Genomic DNA, 18061 nt, shown 5'->3' with positions numbered 1-18061 from the left:
GGCGCAAGCAGCGGCGGGAGAGGTCACATCGGAGCGGAGCCGCGGCACACGCCACGGCCCCGCGGACGGCGGCCCTGCGGGAGCAGGGCCGGCGGGCGCGTTACGCGCTCTCGTAGAGGCGCGTGAGAACGAACTCGCGGTGCCCCAGCGCCTCGGCGGCGGTCAGCCGCCCGTTGGCGGTGCGCAGCATGCACTCCAGCAGCTTGTCACCGGCCTGGTCCAGCGTCAGTTCCCGCTGCAGCAGGCCTGAGGTATCGACGTCGATGTGCTCGCTCATCAGGCGCACCGTGCGCGGGTTGGCGCAGATCTTGATGACCGGGACGATGGGGTTGCCGATGACGTTGCCCTGGCCCGTGGGGAAGAAATGCACCGCGTAGCCTGACGCCGCGCACAGCGTCACCATCTCGGCCGCGGCGGAGGACGAGTCCATGAACCACAGACCCGGGTGCGTGGGCATCTCCGCCTTGTCGATCACGCCGTCCACCGTGCACTTCTTGCCGATCTTCTGGATGTTGCCCAGCGCCTTTTCCTCGATGGTGGTGAGGCCGCCGGCGATGTTGCCCTTGGTAGGCTGGGACTCGCTGAGATCCGTCGTCTTGTGGCGGTTGATCATGTCCTGGTAGCGGTTGAACATGAACATGAAGCGCTCGCGCACCGCGTCGCTGGCACAGCGTTCGGCCACGATGTGCTCGCCGCCCGTGATCTCCGAGGTCTCGCCAAAGCACAGGTAATTGCCCAGCGGGTGCAGCTTGTCGAAGGCGTTGCCCACGGTGGGATTGGCGCCGCAGCCCGACGTGGTGTCGGACTCGCCGCACTTGGTGGACACCCACAGCTCGCCGATGGCGCAAGCCTCGCGCTGCTTCTCGCTGGCCCACTGCGCGAACTCGCGCGCTGCCTTGCTGGCCTTCAGGATGGTGTCGTGGTCGCCGTGGCCCTCGATGCCGAAGCCTACCACCGGCTTGCCGGTGGCGGCGATGCCGTCCACCACCTTCTTGGTCCAGCCATCTTCGATGCCTATGACAACCACCGCGGCCACGTTGGGGTTGCAGCCGGCGCCGATGAGCGTGCGGAAATGCAGCTCCAGGTCGGCCCCGAATTGCAGCCGCCCGTAGGGGTGCGGAATGGCCATCGTGCCCTTGATGTTGTGCGCCACGGCCTCGGCCGCCGCATTGGACAAGTCGTCCAGCGGCAGGATGATGACGTGGTTGCGCACACCCACGCGGCCGTTTTCGCGCCGGTAGCCCAGGAAAGTCGTGTTGCGGTCGATGACTGCCATTTTCAGTTCTCCTCTTGGGTTTACCAGCGCTTGGTCTTGATGTTTTGCACGTGGGCGTGTTCGCCCGCCTTGATGGGCGCCACGACCTTGCCCATGTCGATGCCGTACTTCCAGACGGTGTCGCCGGGCTGCATGTCCACGAGCGCCACCTTGTGGCCGATGGGAATGTCCTGCCTCGCCATCACGGAAGTGGACTTGTTCTCATCCATGATCCAGCCGGACAGCTCGGTGCCCGCCTTGACGCCTTCAACCACGACGACCGCAACGGTGTCCTTGGCGTCGTGCAACACGAAATGAATCATCGGTTTGTCCCCTTCGTCGGGTGTTGGGATGGAGCTCACTCTAGGCTTTGCGTTTTCCGACGGTCAAACAGGTCATATAGATGACTTGCATGAAATGAAGAAGCCGCCAACAGTCCATCCCATGGACCAGCTCATCACTCATTCCGCTCGCGGGCGGGCCCAGCCGATGTTCGAACCCGTGGACCCAGGCGGCCTGGGCATGCCGCTGTACCGCGCCGTCAAGCGCAGGCTGCTGCAGGCCATAGAGGCCGGCCAGTGCCCGCCCGGCCAGGCACTGGCCAGCGAGACCGAACTGGCCGCCTCGTTCGGCGTGTCCATAGGCACGTTGCGCAAGGCCGTGGACGAACTGGTGGCCGAACACATCCTTGTGCGTCGCCAGGGCCGGGGAACCTTTGTTGCAACCCACGACCAGGCTCGTTTCCTGTTCCAGTTCTTCCACGTTGAGCGCAGTGACGGCCTCAAGGAAGTGCCCCTGGTGGAGCTGGCCGGCTTCAGGCGTGGCCGCGCCGAGGAGGACGCTGCCGTGGCCCTGGGCATCAGGATGGGCGAGCCGGTGATCGAGATCGAGAACCGGCTGCTGCTGCAACGCCGCCCGGTGGTGCACGACCGCATCGTGCTGCCGGCCGTGAACTTCAAGGGGCTCACCGAGAAGCGCTTTGCAGAGCGCGACGGGACGATCTACCAGCTCTACCAATCGGCGTTCGGCATCACCGTGGTGCGGGCGGCCGAGCGGCTGCGGGCCGTCCTGGCCGATCGCGGCAACTCGCGTGTGCTCGGCGTGTCGGAGGGCACGCCGCTGCTGCAGGTTCACCGCACCGCGCTGACGTTTGGCGACAAGCCCGTGGAGTATCGCGTCTCGGCGGTCAATACGGCCCATCACGACTACGTCAACCTGCTGTCGCGCCCAACATGACGTCACCGACACCCCCCGCTTCCGGTGAACCCTTGTCCGTGGCGACCTTGTCCGCGCCGGGCAAGGCCACGAGCACCTCCCGCCCTGCCGGCTGGTTGCAGGCACATCTGCCCGGCACCTTGCTGAGCGCCGTCATCGCGCTGGCGGCCACCTTCGTGTCCACGCTGCACGGTGGCCCTCAGTTGCTGTACGCGCTGCTGATGGGCGTGTGCTTCAACTATCTCAGCCACGAAAGCCGCACCCGGCCCGGCATAGAGCTGTGCTCGCGCACGCTGCTTCGCCTGGGTGTCGGCCTCCTGGGCGCACGCATCACGGCTGCACAGATCGCCGGACTGGGCTGGACCACGGCACTGACCGTCGTTGCCGCGGTCGTCACCACCATGGCGCTGGGCGTCTGGCTTGCACGCAGGATGGGCATGAGCTCAAGCCAGGGCGTGCTCGCGGGCGGCGCCACGGCCATCTGCGGCGCCTCGGCTGCGCTGGCGATCTCGGCCGTGCTGCCGCGCGACAAGGAACACGAGCGCTTCACGCTGCTCGTGGTGGTCTGCGTCACGGCGCTGTCCACGCTTGCGATGATCCTGTACCCGCTGGTGGCCCGTGCGCTACATCTCGACCCGCAGCTGGCGGGGCTTTTCATTGGCGGCACCATTCACGACGTGGCCCAGGTGGTGGGCGCAGGCTACATGCTGGGCCAGGAGACGGGCGACTACGCAACCATAGTCAAGCTGTTTCGCGTGGCCATGCTGTCGCTGGTCGTGATCGTGGTGTCGGCTTCGTTCCGCAAGTCCGCCCAAGCTGGCGCGGACGCCCATGCCGCCGGCACGCGCAAGGCTTCCCTGGTGCCCTGGTTCCTCTACCTGTTCATGGCCATGGTGGTGATCAACTCGCTTGGAGCGGTGCCGCCGCAAGCGCAGGATGCCTTGGGCCAGCTCTCGCGCGGCTGCCTGGTCATGGCCATTGCCGCGCTGGGCATGAAGACGTCGTTTGGCGAGCTTGCCAGGGCCGGCTGGCGCCCATTCGTGCTGCTGCTGGTGGAGACGCTTTGGATGGCCGGCTTCGTGCTGGCTGCCATCCACTTCGCTTGACGTAGCCGTGATGCCGATGGCGCTGCCTTCTTCTTCCTGCGCGTCACGACCCGCTCCCCGGTAACGGGCAGGGGCATGGGCAGGGGCCAAGGCCCTGCCGGCATATCCCTTCACGCGGCATGCCGGCTTGCCGCTTGAGATTTGACGGCCTACTATTTATCCATCGATAACTTATTGCGCGTCAGGAGACATCCATGCCCGTCAGCAAGCTGGCCCACTTCTCGGTCCGCACCGCCTCCATCGAAGCGTCACGCCGCTTCTACACCGAAATCCTCGGCTTCAAGGCGGGGTACCGGCCCCCTTTCAACTTCCCGGGCCTGTGGCTTTACCTCGGCGGAGATGAAGCCGAGTTTGGCGTGGTTCACATCATCGGCATCGACGAAAGCGATCCACAGGGACTGGCGCAGTACTTGGGCGACAAGGCCAGCGCCTCACTGCATGGCAGCGCCGCGGTGGACCACTTGGCTTTTCTTGCCACCGACCTGCGCACGATGCGCATGCGGCTCGATGGCGCCGCGCTGCCGTACCGGGAGCGAACCGTCCCCGGCCTGGGCTTGCACCAAGTGTTTGTGGAGGACCCCTCCGGCATCACGATCGAACTGAACTTTCCCGCCGACGAAGCGCGGGCCCTACAGGAAGCTCAGCACTGAGCCCACAAGGCACCACAGGAGACAAGCATGGAAACACGACGCAAGGCAGTCATCATCGGCGGTTCGCTTGGAGGGCTGTTTGCCGCCAACCTGCTGCACCGCGCGGGCTGGGACGTGGAGGTCTACGAGCGCGTGGCCGAGGAGCTCGAAGGACGCGGCGCAGGCATCGTCACACACCAGGAGCTGATGGATGCGCTGGCAATGGCCGGCGTCACCGTGGACGAAACCATAGGCGTGGCGGTGAAGGAACGAGTGACGCTGGACAGCGACGGCAGTGTCGCCGGGCGCCGTGCCATGCCCCAGATACTCACCGCATGGGGCCGCCTGTACCACGTGCTCAAGGAGGCGTTTCCGCGTGAGCGCTACCACAACGGCTCGCAGCTCGAATCGCTGAAGCAGGACGGCGACGGCGTCACGGCGTGCTTCAAGAACGGCCACCACGCGCGGGCCGATTTGCTGGTGGCCGCCGACGGTATCCGCTCCACGGTGCGGCAGATGCTGCTGCCGCAAGCGCGGCCCGCGTACGCGGGCTACATCGCATGGCGCGGGCTGGTCGAGGAATCGGCGTTGAGCGAGCGCACGCTCAAGGAGTTGTTTCCGTACTTTGCCTTTGGTCTGCCACCGCAAGAGCAGATGATTGCCTACCCGGTCGCAGGCAAGGGCAACGCTTTCGAGCCCGGCAAGCGTCGCTTCAACTTCGTCTGGTACCGGCCTGCAGCACAGGCCACCACGCTGCGCGACATGGTGACCGACGCATCGGGCAAGGTCTGGCTGGACGGCATACCGCCGCCACATATCCGGCCCGAAATCCTTGAAGGCGCGCGCAGCGCGGCAGGGCAGGTGCTCGCACCGCAGTTCGCGGAAGTGGTGCAAAAGACCGAGAGCCTCTTCTTTCAGCCCATCTTCGATCTGGAAAGCTCCAGGCTGGCATTCGGCCGCGTCGCGCTGCTGGGCGATGCCGCCTTCGTGGCACGGCCCCATTGCGGCATGGGCGTGACCAAGGCCGCCAGCGACGCGCTGGCGCTCACCAGGGCTCTTGAGGCCTGCATCGATGTGCCGGCGGCCCTGCAGCGCTACAGCGACGACCGCACGCCCACGGGCGCAGCCATCGTGCGGCACGCCCGCCATCTCGGCGCTTACATGCAGGCGCAACTGCGAAACGACAGCGAGCGGCAGATGGCTGAGCGCTATCGCACGCCGGAAGCCGTGATGCGGGAAACCGCCGTCGCTCGCATCTTCAGCTGAATCCGCACGCCATGGCGGCAGCAAGCTGCCGCCGTGGACCGCTACCAGGAGAGACCTCATGGAACACACTGCTGCGCTGGTGGCCTCATGGCCCAAGGCCGCCGCCGACCCCACTTGCGAGGCGCTCGGCAAGGACCCGCGCTTTCATCTGCTGTTGAGCAGCCGCCGGCGCTTCGTCTGGGGACTGACCGTCCTGATGCTGGGCGTCTACTTCGGCTACATCCTCACGCTCGCCTACCGGCCGGACCTGCTGGGCGCGCGGCTCGTGGAATCGCAACCCATGACGGTGGGCATCCCGATCGGCTTTGGCATGTTCGCCTTCACCTTCGGCCTCGTCGCGATCTACGTGCACCGGGCCAACGCGGTCTACGACGCCATGATTCACGACCTGCGCCAGGGAGACGGTCAATGAAGCCCGCTGTTCTCGCGCTCCTGGGTTCGCTTGCGCTGCCGCTGCCCGTGCTGGCGGCCGGCTCGGCGGTCGGACAAGGCCTCAACCTCACGGCCATCGGCATGTTTGCCGTGTTCGTCCTGGCCACGCTGTTCATCACCCGCTGGGCGGCCCGCCGCAACAACAGCGTGGAGGACCACTACGCGGCCGGCGGCAAGATCACGGCCCTGCAGAACGGCTGGGCCATCGCCGGCGATTACATGTCGGCGGCATCGCTGCTGGGCATCTCGGCGCTGGTGTTCACCAGTGGCTACGATGGCCTGATCTACTCGATCGGCTTCCTCGCCAGTTGGCCGATCATCCTGTTCCTGATTGCCGAGCCGCTGCGCAACCTGGGCCGCTATACGCTGGCCGACGTGGTCTCCTACCGGTTGCAGCGCAAGCCTATCCGCACCTTCTCGGCATCGAGCTCCATCGTGATCGTGCTGCTCTATCTGGTTTCGCAGATGGTGGGCGCCGGCAAGCTGGTGGAGTTGCTGTTCGGCTTGAACTACACGACGGCCGTGGTTCTGGTGGGCCTGCTGATGATGATCTACGTCTTCTTCGGCGGCATGCTGGCGACGACCTGGATACAGATCATCAAGGCCGGGCTGCTGCTCACCGGTGCAGTATTCATGGCGTACATGGTGATGCAGCGCTTCGGCTTCAGCCTCAATGCGCTGTTCACCCAAGCGGTGGCAACGCACCAGTTGCACGACGCCATCATGCGCCCGGGTGGCCTTGTCTCCGACCCGGTCTCGGCGGTTTCGCTGGGCATGGCGCTGATCTTCGGTACCGCCGGCCTGCCGCACATCCTCATGCGCTTCTTCACCGTGGGCAACGTCCAGGCCGCGCGAAAGAGCATCCTGTACGCCACCGGCATCGTGGGCTTCAGTTATGCGCTGATCATCATCATCGGTTTCGGCACCATCGCGCTGGTCGCCAGCGATCCGCGCTACCAAGGCGGGCAGGGCGCCATCATTGGAGGCGTCAACATGGTCGCGGTGCACCTGGCCCATGCGGTAGGGGGCAATCTCTTCCTGGGCTTCATCTGCGCGGTGGCGTTCTCCACCATCCTCGCGGTCGTGGCCGGGCTCACGCTGGCCGGTTCATCGGCCGTCTCGCACGACCTCTATGTCAACGTGCTGCGCCGCGGTACGGCCACCGAGCGCGAGGAGCTTTTGGTGTCCAGAGCCGCGACGGTTGGGCTGGGTGTGCTGGCCATCATCCTGGGCATCCTGTTCGAGCACCAGACCATCGCCTTCATCGTGAGCCTGACGTTCTCGATTGCCGCAAGCTCCAACTTCCCCGTGCTCCTGCTGTCCATCTACTGGCGCGGTCTGACGACGCGCGGCGCCGTGATCGGCGGCAGCCTGGGGCTGGTGAGCGCCGTGGCGCTGACGATCCTGAGCCCGACGGTTTGGGTCAAGGTGCTTGGACACGCGGCGCCCATCTACCCTTATGAATACCCGGCGCTGTTCTCGATGCTGATCGCATTCGCGGGCATCTACCTGTTCTCGGTGACGGACAAGTCGCAGCGCGCCAGCAATGAGCAGCGAGCCTACGCCGGCCAGCTCGTGGTCAGTGAGCTGGGCGTGAAAGCGGCAGCGGCCTCACACCCAGCCTGATCCAGGCGAACGGCGCCCCCGGACGCATGCAAAGCTTCCGGGGGCGCCACGGTGTGCCGGCACCATGGGCCTCGCCGTGCAGCCCGCCCCGTTGATTGCCACGCTTCAAGCCTACAATTTATCGACTGACCTTTAGCACCCGGCACAGGCATTCTTGTGCAGGCAGCAACGGCAGGATTCCAAGAGGGGCCGACATGGATGCAAAGACCGACAAGCCCGCGCGACCTAGGCAGCGCCTGCAGCCTGAAGAACGTGAGCAGCAGATCGTCGCCAAGGCCATTGAGCATTTCACGCGCTACGGCTTCGCCGGCAGCACGCGGGAGCTGGCCAAGGAACTTGGCGTGACCCAACCCTTGCTGTATCGCTACTTCGAGAGCAAGGAGGCGTTGATTGACCGGGTCTACAGCGAGGTTTTCAAGTGGCGGCGCGATTGGGAAAAACTCATTGCCGACCGAAGCGTGCGCCTGACCGAGCGCCTGTACGCCTTCTACCTGGACTACGCGTCAGTCATCCTGCGCGAGGAGTGGATCCGCATCTTCATTTTCTCGGGCCTCACGCGCGAAGGCATCAACACCAAGTACCTGGACAAGTTGCGCAACAAGATCTTCCTTCCAGTCCTGGCCGAGGTGCGGGCAGCGTTTGACATCGACGAACCCAGCAGTGAGATGGAGCTGGAGGCTGAAGTCGAATTGATCTGGAGCTTGCACGCGGCCATTTTCTACCTGGGTGTGCGCAAGTGGGTCTACGGTCTGCCAGTGCCGGAGGACCTCAGGGCCGGTATCGAGCAGAAAGTTGACATGTTCCTGCACGGCGCGCCGGCGGTCATGCGCAAGCTGCGCCAGGCCCGTGCCGCGCAGCAGCCCGCGGCAAGCAAGCGCATGCCGACAAGGAAATCTCACGGCGCGACGTGAAAAGTGAAAAGGCCTGTGTCCCGCAGGCCTGGCCGGCAACTGGTTGCGTGGCAGACAAGATGCCTTGCGCCCATCAAGCGGTCTGCTGGATCTGCGCGCTGGCGCGCCGCACCATGTCGCAGAAGTACTCGGCAGCCGGCGTCAGCGGAAGGCCTGCGCGCTGCACGATACCGATGGGCGGCGCAGGCAGCGGCTCCTCGACGTGGATCTGCTGCAGCACGTCACGCCACAGCGGAAACTGCACCCATTGCACCGGCACCATCATCAGCAGGTCGGAATAGACCATCGTGACCAGGAAGGTCAGTGAGGACTGCGCCTGCATCACCAGCCGGGGCGGCGGCAGGCCGTGCTCGGCGAACAGCGGGCCGAGCTCCTCTTCGGCCTTGTACGTGATGGACGTGGTGATCCACTCCGCGTCGACGAGGTCGCGCAGGCTGCGTGAACGCGCCAGCGGGTGGCCCTTGCGGCCCATGATGATGCGCGTGTTGTCGAAGAGCTTCTCGCCTTGCAGCTCCGGCGGCAGCCTGGCCGGCATGGGACCCACGTAGAAGTCGATGCGGCCCTCCACCAGGGCCGAATCGACGTTGGGAAACACGGCGTCGATCACGTGCAGCTCTACCCCCGGAAAACGGCTGCGGAAGGCCTGCAATGCGCTGGGCAGCAGCGCCAGGTGCGGCACGCTGGACAGGCACAGCGTCACCGTGCCGTGCGCCTGGCCCCGCAACTGGTCAATCTCCTCCTTGGCCCTCTGCAACTCGCTGCGCACCGCGTTGGCTCGGCGCAGGAAGACTTCCCCCATGGGGGTGAGGCGCACGCCCTTTGCGCCACGCTCGAACAGCGGGACGCCCAGCTCCTTTTCCAGCTCCTGGATGCTGCGCGTGATGGCGGGCTGGGGCAGGCCCAGGTGGCGGGCCGCCGCCCGCAGTCCGCCTCGCTCAGCCACGGCCAGGAAGTCACGCAGTGCATGCAGTTTCATGTGGGGTAAGTGATCTGATTCAGGTATCGCTGAAGAATTATTGCCATCTTTTGCGATCGGTGGGCCGTTCCTAGAGTTCGCTCCATCCGCTTGACAGGCATCAAGCGGCACAAGGAGTCGAACGATGGCGGAGACAAGTTCACAGGGGCCCTCAAGCAAGGCGCCGCCGAGGGTACTGATCGTCGGGGCCGGGCCGGTGGGCCTGGCGCTGGCCATCGAATTGGGCCGGCGCGGGGTGCCGTGCCTGCTGGTCGAGCGCAACGAGCGCGTAGGCGTGGCCCCGCGCGCCAAGACCACCAATGTGCGCACGCGGGAGCACCTGCGCCGCTGGGGGCTGGCCGACCGGCTGCGCGCGGCCTCGCCGCTGGGTACGGACTACCCGTCCAACGTCCTGTTCGTCACCCGCCTGGCCGGCCCGGCGCTCGCGCGCTTCGACAACGCCTTCTACTGCGCCCCGGGCCGCAACCCGCTGTATGCCGAGCATGCGCAGTGGGTACCGCAGTACACGGTGGAAGAGGTGATGCGCGAGTACGTGCAGTCGCTGCCCGGCGTCGAGCTGCGCTTCAACTGCGAGCTGCGCGGCTTCGAACAGGACGACAAAGGTGTGCGGGCGCGACTGCGCGACCTGGCGCAGGGCCGCGACCTCGACGTGCAGGCCGACTACCTCGTAGGCGCGGACGGCGCGCGCAGCACGGTGCGCGAGCTGCTGGGCGTTCGCATGCAGGGGCAGCACGGCCTCTCGCGCAACTACAACATCATCTTCCGGGCACCGGGGCTGGCCGAGGCGCACCGGCATGGCCCGGCCATCATGTACTGGCAGGTCAACCGCGACGTGCCCAGCGTCATCGGCCCCATGGACCGCGGCGACACCTGGTTCTTCATGCCGACGCAGGTGGCCGAGGGCATGCGGCTGGCCGACCTGGACGCGCGTTCGCTGATCGGCCGCGCCACCGGAATCGACTTGCCCTACCAGGTGCTCAGCGGCGACGAGTGGGTCGCCAGCCGCTTGCTGGGCGAGCGCTACCGCGAGCGCCGCGTCTTCCTGGCCGGCGACGCGTGCCACCTGCATCCGCCCTTCGGCGGCTACGGCATGAACATGGGCGTGGCCGACGGCGTGGACCTGGGCTGGAAGCTGGCCGCGGTGCTGCAGGGCTGGGGCGGCCCGGCCCTGCTGGACAGCTACGAGGCCGAGCGCCGCCCGGTGCACGAGTGGGTGCTGGACGAGGCCGTGCTCAACCACGCCACGCTGGGCAACCAACTGGTGGCCGAGGGCCTGGAGGACGCCGGCGAGCGGGGCGAGCGGCTGCGGCGCGATGTCGGCGCGCGCATCCAGGCCACCAAGCTGCGCGAGTTCGCCACGCTGGGCGTGGTGCTGGGCTACCGCTACGACGACTCGCCGGTGATCGTGCCGGACGGCAGCGCCGCGCCGGCGCGCGACTTCATCAACTACGTGCCTTCGTCGCGCCCGGGCTGCCTGGCGCCCCATGCCTGGCTGCACGACGGCAGCTCGCTGTACGACCACTTCGGCCCCGGCTTCACGCTGCTGGCCCGTGATGCCGACGAGCCCACCATCGCCGCCGCCCGCGCGCAGGCCCAGCGCTGCGGCGTGCCCTTGACGGTGCTGCAGCCCAGCGAGCCGGGCGTGGCGAACCTCTACCCGACGCGGCTGACGCTGCTGCGTCCCGACCAGCACGTGGCCTGGCGCGGCGACGCCTGGCCCAGCGCAGGCGCCGCACTGCTGCAGCACATCACCGGGCAGGCGCGATGAGCACGGAGGATCAATCCATGGATACAGGGCTTGCGCGCCGTGCCGGCAGGGTGGGCGTGCATTCCGTCGATCGCTTCGTGTTCTCGGTGCCCGCTCTGGAGCCGGCACAGCGCTTCTACGCCGCTTTCGGGCTGGACGTGCGGCGCGTGGGCGAGCGCCTGGACCTGCACACCTTCGGCCATCCGCACTGCTGGGCCTCGGTGCATGCCAGCGGAGCGCCCAAGCGCCTGGAATACCTGCGTTTGGGCATCTACGCACAGGACATGGACACGCTGCGCCAGCGCATCGAGGAGCGGGGCCTGGGCTGCGAACCGCACCCGCTGTCCGACGGCACGGGCCTGTGGCTGCGTAACCCGGACGGCACGCCGCTGCAGCTGGTGGTGGCGCCCAAGGTGTCGCCCGACCAGAAGTCCCGGGCCGAGCCCTGTGCCGACGTGGCGCCCGCGCGCAGCCGCGTGGCGCCGGTACGCCCGCGCCGGCTCTCGCACGTGCTGTTCTTCAGCCCCGACGTGCCGCGCATGGTGCGCTTCTGCACCGAGGTGCTTGGGCTGCGGCTGTCGGACGGGTCGGCCGACCTCGTGGCCTTCCTGCATGGCGCGCACGGCAGCGACCACCACCTCGTGGCCTTCGCCAAGTCGCAGGCACCGGGCCTGCACCACTCCAGTTGGGACGTGGGCAGCTTCGACGCGGTGGGGTGCGGCGCCGAGCAGATGCGCGCCGCGGGCTACGAGCGGGGCTGGGGCGTGGGCCGCCACGTCCTGGGCTCCAACTATTTCCACTACGTGCGCGACCCCTGGGGCAGCTGGGCCGAGTACTCCTTCGGCATCGAGTACGTGCCCCACGACCTGGACTGGCCGGCGGCGGACCACCCGGCCGAAGACTCGTTCTACGTCTGGGGCCCGGCGCTGCCGGACGATTTCATCCTCAACCATGAACAGCCCGTGACCGGGCGCTGAAGGAGACATCTCATGCGATTCATCGCTTTCCTCAACGACCAGGACCAGCCCGCACTGGGCGTGCGCGTGGGCGCCGACGCGCTCATCGACCTGGGCGCCGACGGCGGCCCCGCCTCGCTGGACGAGCTGCTGCGCCAGGGCGAAGCGGGCATGCAGGCCGTGCGCGCCGCCGTGGAGCGCGGCATCGTGCGCCGGCCGCTGGCCGGGCTGCGCTACCTCCCGCCGGTGCTCAACCCCGGCAAGGCGCTGGCGATCGGCCTGAACTACGTGGACCATGCGGCCGAAAGCAGCTTCGATCCACCCAAGCACCCGGTCGTGTTCCAGCGCTACCGCTCCTCGTGGGTCGCGCACGGGCAACCGCTGGTGCGCCCGCACGTGTCCACGCAGTTCGACTACGAGGCCGAGCTGGTGGCCGTGATCGGCAAGGCCGGGCGCTACATCCCCAGGGAGCAGGCGCTGGCGCACGTGGCCGGCTACTCGCTGTTCAACGACGGCTCCATCCGCGACTACCAGTTGCGCACCAACCAGTGGCTGCTGGGCAAGAACTTCGACGACAGCGGCGCCTTTGGGCCGGAGCTCGTCACCGCGGACGAGCTGCCGCCCGGGGCCAAGGGCCTGCAGTTGCAGTGCCGGCTCAACGGCCAGACCGTGCAGGAGGCCAACACGCGGGACATGATCTTCGACGTCGCGACGCTGGTGTCGGTGTGCTCGCAGGCGATGGCGCTGGAGCCCGGCGACCTCCTCATCACCGGCACGCCTTCGGGCGTCGGCATGGCGCGCAAGCCGCAGCTCTGGATGCAGCCGGGCGACGTCTGCGAGGTCGAGATCGAGCGCGTGGGCCTGCTGCGCAACCCTATCGTGGACGAGGGCTGAGCGCGGCCGGCACCGGATCGCTCGCGCCGGGTGCGGCACGCATCCCGGCGCCCACGACAAGCAAGGAGACAAGACATGAACGAGACGAGGCGGCGCCTGCTGGCGCTGGCCCTGGCATCGCTGGCCGGGGGCGTCATGGCGCAGGGGCCGACCAAGGGGCCGGTGCGCATCACGAGCACCTTTCCCACCGGCAGCGGGCCGGACACCGTGGCGCGCCTGGTGGCCGAGAAGCTGCAGGCCCAGTGGAGCCAGCCGGTGGTGGTGGACTCCCGGCCCGGCGGCGCCGGGGTGGTGGGCATCAACGCGGTGAAGGCCGCCCCGCCCACCGGCGCGGACCTGGTCGTGGTGGACGTGGGCAACCTCTCCATCAACCCGCTGATCTTCAAGAAGCTGACCTACGACCCGCAGAAGGACCTGGTGCCCGTGGCGGTGCTCTACAAGACCAGCTTCTTCGTCGCGGTGGCGGCCGACGGTCCGTACCGCACGCTCAAGGACCTGCTGGCCGCGATCACGGCCAAGCCCGGGGCGGTGCGCTACGGCTCCAGCGCGGTGGGCGGCCCCCTGCACCTGGCCTCGGCCCAACTGCAGCATGCGCTGGGCGCCGACATGCTGCACGTGCCCTTCAAGGAAACGTCGCAGCTCTACGCGGCCGTGGCCAGCCACGAGATCGACTGGGCCTACGGCAGCATCGCCACCGCCGGGCCGCTGGTGCGCGCAGGCAAGCTGCGCTTCCTCGCCGTGGGCGACCGCGCGCGCTCGCCGGTGCTGCCGGACGTGCCCACGCTGGAGGAGGCGGGCGGCCCCCGGGACGTGCATGCGCAGACCTGGGTGGCGCTGATGGCGCCGCAGGGCACGCCCGCCGCCGTGGCGAAGCAGATCAACCAGGCCGTGAACGAGGCGCTGGAGCAACCTGACGTGAAGGAGCGGCTGGCGGGCTTCGGCTTCGTGCCCAGCCCCGGGCCGGTGCAGCAGGTGGTGGATCTGATGCAAGGCGATCGCGCCCGCTACGCCGAGGTGGTGAAGCGGGTGAAAGTTTCCATCGAGTGAGGGAGCCGGCCATGGCACACAAGGTCATCATCACTTGCGCCGTCACCGGCGCGGTCCACACGCCCACCATGTCGCCCTACCTGCCGCTCACGCCGCGGGACATCGCGGCGCAGGCCATCGAGGCCGCGGAAGCGGGCGCGGCGATCCTGCACCTGCACGCGCGCGATCCGGCCGACGGCCGGCCCAGCGCCGACCCCGAGGTGTTCGCGCAGTTCCTGCCCGCCATCCACGGCGCCTGCGATGCGGTGATCAACATCACCACCGGCGGCTCCACCAGCATGACGCTGGAGCAGCGGCTGGCCGCGCCGCTGCGCTTCAAGCCCGAGATGGCTTCGCTCAACATGGGCTCGATGAACTTCTCCATCCATCCCATGGCCGCGAAGGTCAAGGACTGGAAGCACGGCTGGGAGCGGGCTTACGTGGAGGGCACCGAGGACACGATCTTCCGCAACACCTTTCGCGACATCCGCCGCATCCTGCAGGAGCTGGGCGAAGGCTGCGGCACGCGCTTCGAGTTCGAGTGCTACGACGTCGGCCATCTCTACAGCCTGGCGCACTTCGTGGACGCGGGTCTGGTCAAGCCGCCGTTCTTCATCCAGACCATCTTCGGCGTCCTGGGTGGCATCGGGCCCGACCCGGAAAACGTGGGCTTCATGCGCCAGACGGCCAACCGGCTTTTCGGCGCGGACTACCACTGGTCCGTGCTGGCCGCGGGACGGCACCAGATGCCGCTGCTGACCCATGCGGCCGTCATGGGCGCCAACGTGCGCGTGGGCCTGGAGGACAGCCTCTACCTCGGCCGCGGGCAACTGGCCACCAGCAACGCCGAGCAGGTGCGCAAGATCCGCCGCCTGCTGGAAGAGTTGGGGCACGAGATCGCCACGCCTGCCGAAGCCAGGGCGATGCTGCGGCTCAAGGGCGCGCAGCACGTGGCGCCTTGAAGCCGGTGCGACCGCACTGCAACCGGTGACGCGGGGGGCCGCGCCTGCGCAGTGCCGGCGCCGATGCAGGGCGGTGGCCTGCGCAACAGGCCGGCTGCTGCCTACCGCAGGTTGATGACGGTGCGGAACCCCAGGTGCTGCGTGGCCAGCAGCGGGTCCTGCGGCTGGCGCGACGCTGGGCGGTAGCGCACGCAAAAGTCCGGCGCACACAGAAAGGAGCCGCCCTTGATCACGCGGGGCTGCGTTCCCCGCGGCGCCTCGGCCTGTGCAAGCCTGACCTCCATGGGGTTGTCGCCGCCGTCCTGGGCATGGCGCTCACGCCAGCGATCCCACGTCCACTCCCAGACGTTGCCCACCACGTCCACCAGGCCGAAGCCATTGGCTTCGAAGCAGCCAACCGGCGCGGTGCCGGCATGTCCGTCGGCGCCGTCATCCTCGAAAGGGAAGCGTCCCTGCCAACTGTTGGCCATTGCCCGCCCCTGCACGGCGGGTGTGTTGCCCCACGGATAGGCTTCGCCGTCCCTCCCGCCGCGCGCGGCGTATTCCCACTGCGCTTCAGACGGCAGCTCGCGCCCAAGCCAGCGCGCATAGGCCTGCGCGTCCTCGTAGGCCACGTGGACCACGGGATGGTTCTCCAGTCCCTCGATGCCGCTGCCCGGCCCGCGCGGGTGGCGCCAGTCGGCACCCGGCACGAGTTGCCACCAGCCGTAGGCCGGCGTTGGCCGCTGCGGCGGCACGAAGACCACCGACGAAGGCACCAGCCGCTCGCGCGGCACGCCGGGATAAGCCCAGGCATCGAGAGGCCGCTGCGCGCGGGTGACGTAGCCGGTGGCCTTCACGAAGGCCGCGAACTGGGCGTTGGTGACCTCGTGGCGGTCGATGAGGAAGTCCTGCACCTGCACCCGGTGCGGCTCGCGCTCCTCGGGATAGCCGTCGCGCGAGCCCATCGTGAAGCTGCCGCCCTTGACGGCCACCAGGCCGGCGCGGTTGGGCGCTGCGCCGCCGGCCGCTGCGAAGCCCTGCGGCACGCCGGAGTAGCCGCGGCACAGCGGGCCGTCCGAACCGGCTGCGGCACGTCCGGCTGCGCAGGCGGTGCCGGCGCCAAGCGCCAGCGCCGCGGCCAGCACCAAGCGCAGCGCGGTTTCAGCGGCCTTCATTCAGATCCTCGTAGTACTTGCGGCCGTTGCTGTAGCCGGGACGCTCGGCCAGGCCTTCAAACTCGACCACGCCACTGCCGTGCGCGTACTGCTCGTACTCGGCGACAAGCTCCCGAAGCTTGGCGGGGTGCCTTCTTGCGAGGTCGTGCAACTCGGAGCGGTCCCGGGCGAGGTTGAAGAGCTGCCACTGCCCGGTTCCCCAAGGCTTGTTGGCCAGCACGATCTTCCAGTCGCCCTTGCGCAGCGCGCGCCGGCCGTTGAATTCCCAGCCGCGCAGGAATTCCTCGTGCACCAGCGGCTGCCGTCCCGTCAGCAGGCCCAGCATCGAGCGGCCCTCCAGTTGGACCACCTCGCGGCCCTGGTAGCTCGTGCCCGGCGCGCGCACGCCCGCGAGATCCAGCACGGTGGGTGCGATATCGGTCACATGGGCCGGCACGCGCGCGACCTGCCCACGCGTGGCCGCGGCGGGCAAGGTGAAGATGGCCGGCACCGCGATGCCGCCCTCGTACATGAAGGCCTTGTACATGTTGAAGGGTGTGGACCCGACCTGCGCCCAACCGGGTCCGTATTCCGCGAAGGAGCCGCGCCGCCCGGTATTGGCCACGCTGTTGTCGGCGTGCCGGTGGGCCCATTCGCGCGTGGCGCCCTCGTCCAGCACCGTGTTGCCGTCGGCGCCGTTGTCGGACAGGAAGATCACCACGGTGTTGTCGAGCTTGCCCGTGCGCCGCAGGTACTCCAGCACGCGGCCGATCTGCGCGTCCATGGACTCCACCATCGCCGCGTACACCGCCATGCGCTTGGACTCGATGCGCTGCTGCTGCGGCGTCAGCTCCTTCCAGCGCGGCCACACCGGGTTGCCGACGTAGGGCTGCATGTCCTTGGGCACCAGGCCCAGCGCCTTCATGCGCGTGAGCCGGCGCTCGCGGATCACGTCGTAGCCCACGTCGTAGGCACCGTCGTACTTGCGGATGTACTCATCGGGCGCCTGCAGCGGCCAGTGCGGCGCCGTGAAGGCCAGGTAGCCGAAGAAGGGTTTTCCGTCGGCCTTGTCGGCATCGATGTACGAAATCAGCCTGGAGGCGAAGAACTCGCTGGAGAAGAAGCCCTCGGCGGGCACCTTCGTGTCCTTGCCGTTGTCGCGGTAGTAGGCGACGGGCGCCTTGTCGGGATCATCGGTGATGATGCCCGTCTGGTCGAAGTGGCCCGCGCCGCCATTGAGCATGGCGTAGGACTGCTCGAAGCCCCGGTTCGAAGGCGCATGCTCCTCGCGCACGCCCAGGTGCCACTTGCCGGCCATGTAGGTGTGGTAGCCGGCATCCCGCAGCAGTTGCGGGAACGTCACCGTGCGCTCCGAGAGGTAGCCCTCGTAGCCGGCGCGGCTGCGCTGTTGCGGCGTCATCAGCTCGGCCATGCTGCCGAAGCCGACGCGGTGGTTGTCTGCGCCCGACAGCAGCATGGCGCGCGTGGGCGAGCAGAACGGCGAGGTGTAGAACTGCGTCATCCGCAAGCCCGCGCGTGCGAGGCCGTCCAGGTGCGGCGTGGCGATCTCGCCGCCAAAGGCGCCGATGTCGGAATAGCCGAGGTCGTCGGCCACGATCAACAGCACGTTGGGGCGCTGGTCGGCGGCCAGCGAGGGCGTCAGCATGCTCCACAGCACCGCCGCGGCCAGCGCCACCTTGCGATAAGTCTTCATGGTGTGCTCAGAACGGGTAGTGGCGGTCGGTGGTCTGCAGCGTGATCCAGCGCAGGTCCGTGAACGAATCGATGCCGGCGCGACCACCGAAGTGGCCGTAGCCCGATGCCTTGACGCCGCCGAAGGGCATCTGCGCCTCGTCGTGCACGGTGGGCGCGTTGATGTGGCAGATGCCGGACTGGATGCGCCTGGCCACGTTCCAGGCTTGGG

The 18061-nt window shown here is 67.9% G+C and carries 18 protein-coding genes; 12 read left to right on the top strand and 6 right to left on the bottom strand.

Going from position 1 to position 18061, the window contains the following annotated elements; genetic code table 11:
- Nucleotides 1-100: 100 nt before the first annotated feature.
- Together ALA01S_RS19495 and ALA01S_RS19490 are read right to left on the bottom strand one after the other, a co-directional pair.
- The gene (locus ALA01S_RS19495) at nt 101-1276 is read right to left on the bottom strand and encodes a UxaA family hydrolase (RefSeq protein WP_066339812.1); all 1176 of its coding nucleotides are present in this window, start codon (nt 1274-1276) and stop codon (nt 101-103) included.
- Between the two features lie 20 nt (nt 1277-1296).
- Nucleotides 1297-1578 (bottom strand): SAF domain-containing protein, encoded by a 282-nt coding sequence (locus tag ALA01S_RS19490; RefSeq protein WP_066339809.1) that lies wholly within the window; start codon nt 1576-1578, stop codon nt 1297-1299.
- Between the two features lie 121 nt (nt 1579-1699).
- On the opposite strand from ALA01S_RS19490, the gene ALA01S_RS19485 reads away from it, so the two are divergent.
- The 7 genes from ALA01S_RS19485 (at nt 1700) to ALA01S_RS19455 (ending at nt 8440) form a co-directional block, all read left to right on the top strand.
- Nucleotides 1700-2491, top strand: a complete 792-nt coding sequence (locus ALA01S_RS19485; RefSeq protein ID WP_307189683.1) for a GntR family transcriptional regulator — start codon at nt 1700-1702, stop codon at nt 2489-2491.
- A gap of 38 nt (nt 2492-2529) precedes the next feature.
- On the top strand, nt 2530-3576 hold the full coding sequence (locus tag ALA01S_RS19480; RefSeq protein WP_066339853.1) for a YeiH family protein: 1047 nt from the start codon (nt 2530-2532) through the stop codon (nt 3574-3576).
- 194 nt (nt 3577-3770) lie between these two features.
- On the top strand, nt 3771-4226 hold the full coding sequence (locus ALA01S_RS19475; RefSeq protein WP_066339808.1) for a VOC family protein: 456 nt from the start codon (nt 3771-3773) through the stop codon (nt 4224-4226).
- A gap of 27 nt (nt 4227-4253) precedes the next feature.
- On the top strand, nt 4254-5471 hold the full coding sequence (locus tag ALA01S_RS19470; RefSeq protein ID WP_066339806.1) for an FAD binding domain-containing protein: 1218 nt from the start codon (nt 4254-4256) through the stop codon (nt 5469-5471).
- A 58-nt stretch (nt 5472-5529) separates the two neighbouring features.
- Nucleotides 5530-5883: a DUF485 domain-containing protein gene (locus ALA01S_RS19465; protein WP_066339804.1), complete on the top strand. Its 354-nt coding sequence runs from the start codon at nt 5530-5532 to the stop codon at nt 5881-5883.
- Entirely contained in the window at nt 5880-7529 is a 1650-nt protein-coding gene (locus ALA01S_RS19460; protein ID WP_066339802.1) for a cation acetate symporter, read from the top strand. Before ALA01S_RS19465 ends, ALA01S_RS19460 begins: the two co-directional genes overlap by 4 nt.
- 194 nt (nt 7530-7723) lie before the next feature.
- Nucleotides 7724-8440 carry a TetR/AcrR family transcriptional regulator gene (locus ALA01S_RS19455; protein ID WP_084267727.1) on the top strand — a complete coding sequence of 239 codons (717 nt, stop codon included), beginning with the start codon at nt 7724-7726 and terminating at the stop codon, nt 8438-8440.
- A gap of 73 nt (nt 8441-8513) precedes the next feature.
- Here ALA01S_RS19455 and ALA01S_RS19450 read toward each other — a convergent pair whose 3' ends face one another.
- A complete protein-coding gene (locus ALA01S_RS19450) occupies nt 8514-9416 on the bottom strand; it encodes a LysR family transcriptional regulator (protein WP_066339800.1) in 903 nt (300 codons plus the stop codon).
- A gap of 124 nt (nt 9417-9540) precedes the next feature.
- Here ALA01S_RS19450 and ALA01S_RS19445 point away from each other — a divergent pair, with 124 nt between their 5' ends.
- The 5 genes from ALA01S_RS19445 to kce all read left to right on the top strand — a co-directional run bounded on the left by ALA01S_RS19445 (nt 9541) and on the right by kce (nt 15001).
- Nucleotides 9541-11184, top strand: coding sequence for an FAD-dependent monooxygenase (locus ALA01S_RS19445; RefSeq protein WP_066339798.1), 1644 nt, complete (start codon nt 9541-9543; stop codon nt 11182-11184).
- Nucleotides 11185-11201: 17 nt separating this feature from the next.
- Complete coding sequence (locus tag ALA01S_RS19440) at nt 11202-12140, top strand: VOC family protein (RefSeq protein WP_066339797.1); 939 nt, start codon at nt 11202-11204, stop codon at nt 12138-12140.
- Nucleotides 12141-12152: 12 nt separating this feature from the next.
- Nucleotides 12153-13013: a fumarylacetoacetate hydrolase family protein gene (locus tag ALA01S_RS19435; protein ID WP_066339795.1), complete on the top strand. Its 861-nt coding sequence runs from the start codon at nt 12153-12155 to the stop codon at nt 13011-13013.
- A 75-nt stretch (nt 13014-13088) separates the two neighbouring features.
- On the top strand, nt 13089-14060 hold the full coding sequence (locus ALA01S_RS19430; RefSeq protein ID WP_066339793.1) for a Bug family tripartite tricarboxylate transporter substrate binding protein: 972 nt from the start codon (nt 13089-13091) through the stop codon (nt 14058-14060).
- Nucleotides 14061-14071: 11 nt separating this feature from the next.
- On the top strand, nt 14072-15001 hold the full coding sequence (gene kce, locus ALA01S_RS19425) for a 3,5-dioxohexanoate:acetyl-CoA acetone transferase (RefSeq protein WP_066339791.1): 930 nt from the start codon (nt 14072-14074) through the stop codon (nt 14999-15001).
- A gap of 101 nt (nt 15002-15102) precedes the next feature.
- Here the strand turns inward: kce and ALA01S_RS19420 are convergent, their stop codons facing one another.
- From ALA01S_RS19420 to ALA01S_RS19410, 3 genes are all read right to left on the bottom strand, one after another.
- Complete coding sequence (locus ALA01S_RS19420; RefSeq protein ID WP_084267726.1) at nt 15103-16158, bottom strand: formylglycine-generating enzyme family protein; 1056 nt, start codon at nt 16156-16158, stop codon at nt 15103-15105.
- Nucleotides 16145-17851, bottom strand: a complete 1707-nt coding sequence (locus tag ALA01S_RS19415; RefSeq protein WP_066339789.1) for an arylsulfatase — start codon at nt 17849-17851, stop codon at nt 16145-16147. The genes ALA01S_RS19420 and ALA01S_RS19415 overlap by 14 nt, the downstream gene beginning before the upstream one ends.
- 7 nt (nt 17852-17858) lie before the next feature.
- The coding region (locus ALA01S_RS19410; protein ID WP_157119124.1) for an aldehyde dehydrogenase family protein at nt 17859-18061 on the bottom strand (203 nt) is incomplete at its 5' end.

This window comes from Azohydromonas lata NBRC 102462, assembly GCF_001571085.1.
In the GTDB taxonomy this organism is placed as follows: domain Bacteria; phylum Pseudomonadota; class Gammaproteobacteria; order Burkholderiales; family Burkholderiaceae_C; genus Azohydromonas; species Azohydromonas lata.
The sequence above is the reverse complement of the archived record's forward strand: the minus strand, read 5'-3'. Positions and strand labels throughout refer to the sequence as shown.

Excerpts from the sequence above, each read along its gene's own strand:
- ALA01S_RS19475 (WP_066339808.1), top strand. The coding sequence starts at position 3,771 with ATGCCCGTCAGCAAGCTGGCCCACTTCTCGGTCCGCACCGCCTCCATC.
- kce (WP_066339791.1), top strand. The coding sequence starts at position 14,072 with ATGGCACACAAGGTCATCATCACTTGCGCCGTCACCGGCGCGGTCCAC.
- ALA01S_RS19430 (WP_066339793.1), top strand. The coding sequence starts at position 13,089 with ATGAACGAGACGAGGCGGCGCCTGCTGGCGCTGGCCCTGGCATCGCTG.
- ALA01S_RS19435 (WP_066339795.1), top strand. The coding sequence starts at position 12,153 with ATGCGATTCATCGCTTTCCTCAACGACCAGGACCAGCCCGCACTGGGC.
- ALA01S_RS19485 (WP_307189683.1), top strand. The coding sequence starts at position 1,700 with ATGGACCAGCTCATCACTCATTCCGCTCGCGGGCGGGCCCAGCCGATG.
- ALA01S_RS19470 (WP_066339806.1), top strand. The coding sequence starts at position 4,254 with ATGGAAACACGACGCAAGGCAGTCATCATCGGCGGTTCGCTTGGAGGG.
- ALA01S_RS19415 (WP_066339789.1), bottom strand. The coding sequence starts at position 17,851 with ATGAAGACTTATCGCAAGGTGGCGCTGGCCGCGGCGGTGCTGTGGAGC.
- ALA01S_RS19420 (WP_084267726.1), bottom strand. The coding sequence starts at position 16,158 with ATGAAGGCCGCTGAAACCGCGCTGCGCTTGGTGCTGGCCGCGGCGCTG.
- ALA01S_RS19445 (WP_066339798.1), top strand. The coding sequence starts at position 9,541 with ATGGCGGAGACAAGTTCACAGGGGCCCTCAAGCAAGGCGCCGCCGAGG.
- ALA01S_RS19460 (WP_066339802.1), top strand. The coding sequence starts at position 5,880 with ATGAAGCCCGCTGTTCTCGCGCTCCTGGGTTCGCTTGCGCTGCCGCTG.
- ALA01S_RS19455 (WP_084267727.1), top strand. The coding sequence starts at position 7,724 with ATGGATGCAAAGACCGACAAGCCCGCGCGACCTAGGCAGCGCCTGCAG.
- ALA01S_RS19440 (WP_066339797.1), top strand. The coding sequence starts at position 11,202 with ATGGATACAGGGCTTGCGCGCCGTGCCGGCAGGGTGGGCGTGCATTCC.
- ALA01S_RS19465 (WP_066339804.1), top strand. The coding sequence starts at position 5,530 with ATGGAACACACTGCTGCGCTGGTGGCCTCATGGCCCAAGGCCGCCGCC.
- ALA01S_RS19490 (WP_066339809.1), bottom strand. The coding sequence starts at position 1,578 with ATGATTCATTTCGTGTTGCACGACGCCAAGGACACCGTTGCGGTCGTC.
- ALA01S_RS19495 (WP_066339812.1), bottom strand. The coding sequence starts at position 1,276 with ATGGCAGTCATCGACCGCAACACGACTTTCCTGGGCTACCGGCGCGAA.
- ALA01S_RS19450 (WP_066339800.1), bottom strand. The coding sequence starts at position 9,416 with ATGAAACTGCATGCACTGCGTGACTTCCTGGCCGTGGCTGAGCGAGGC.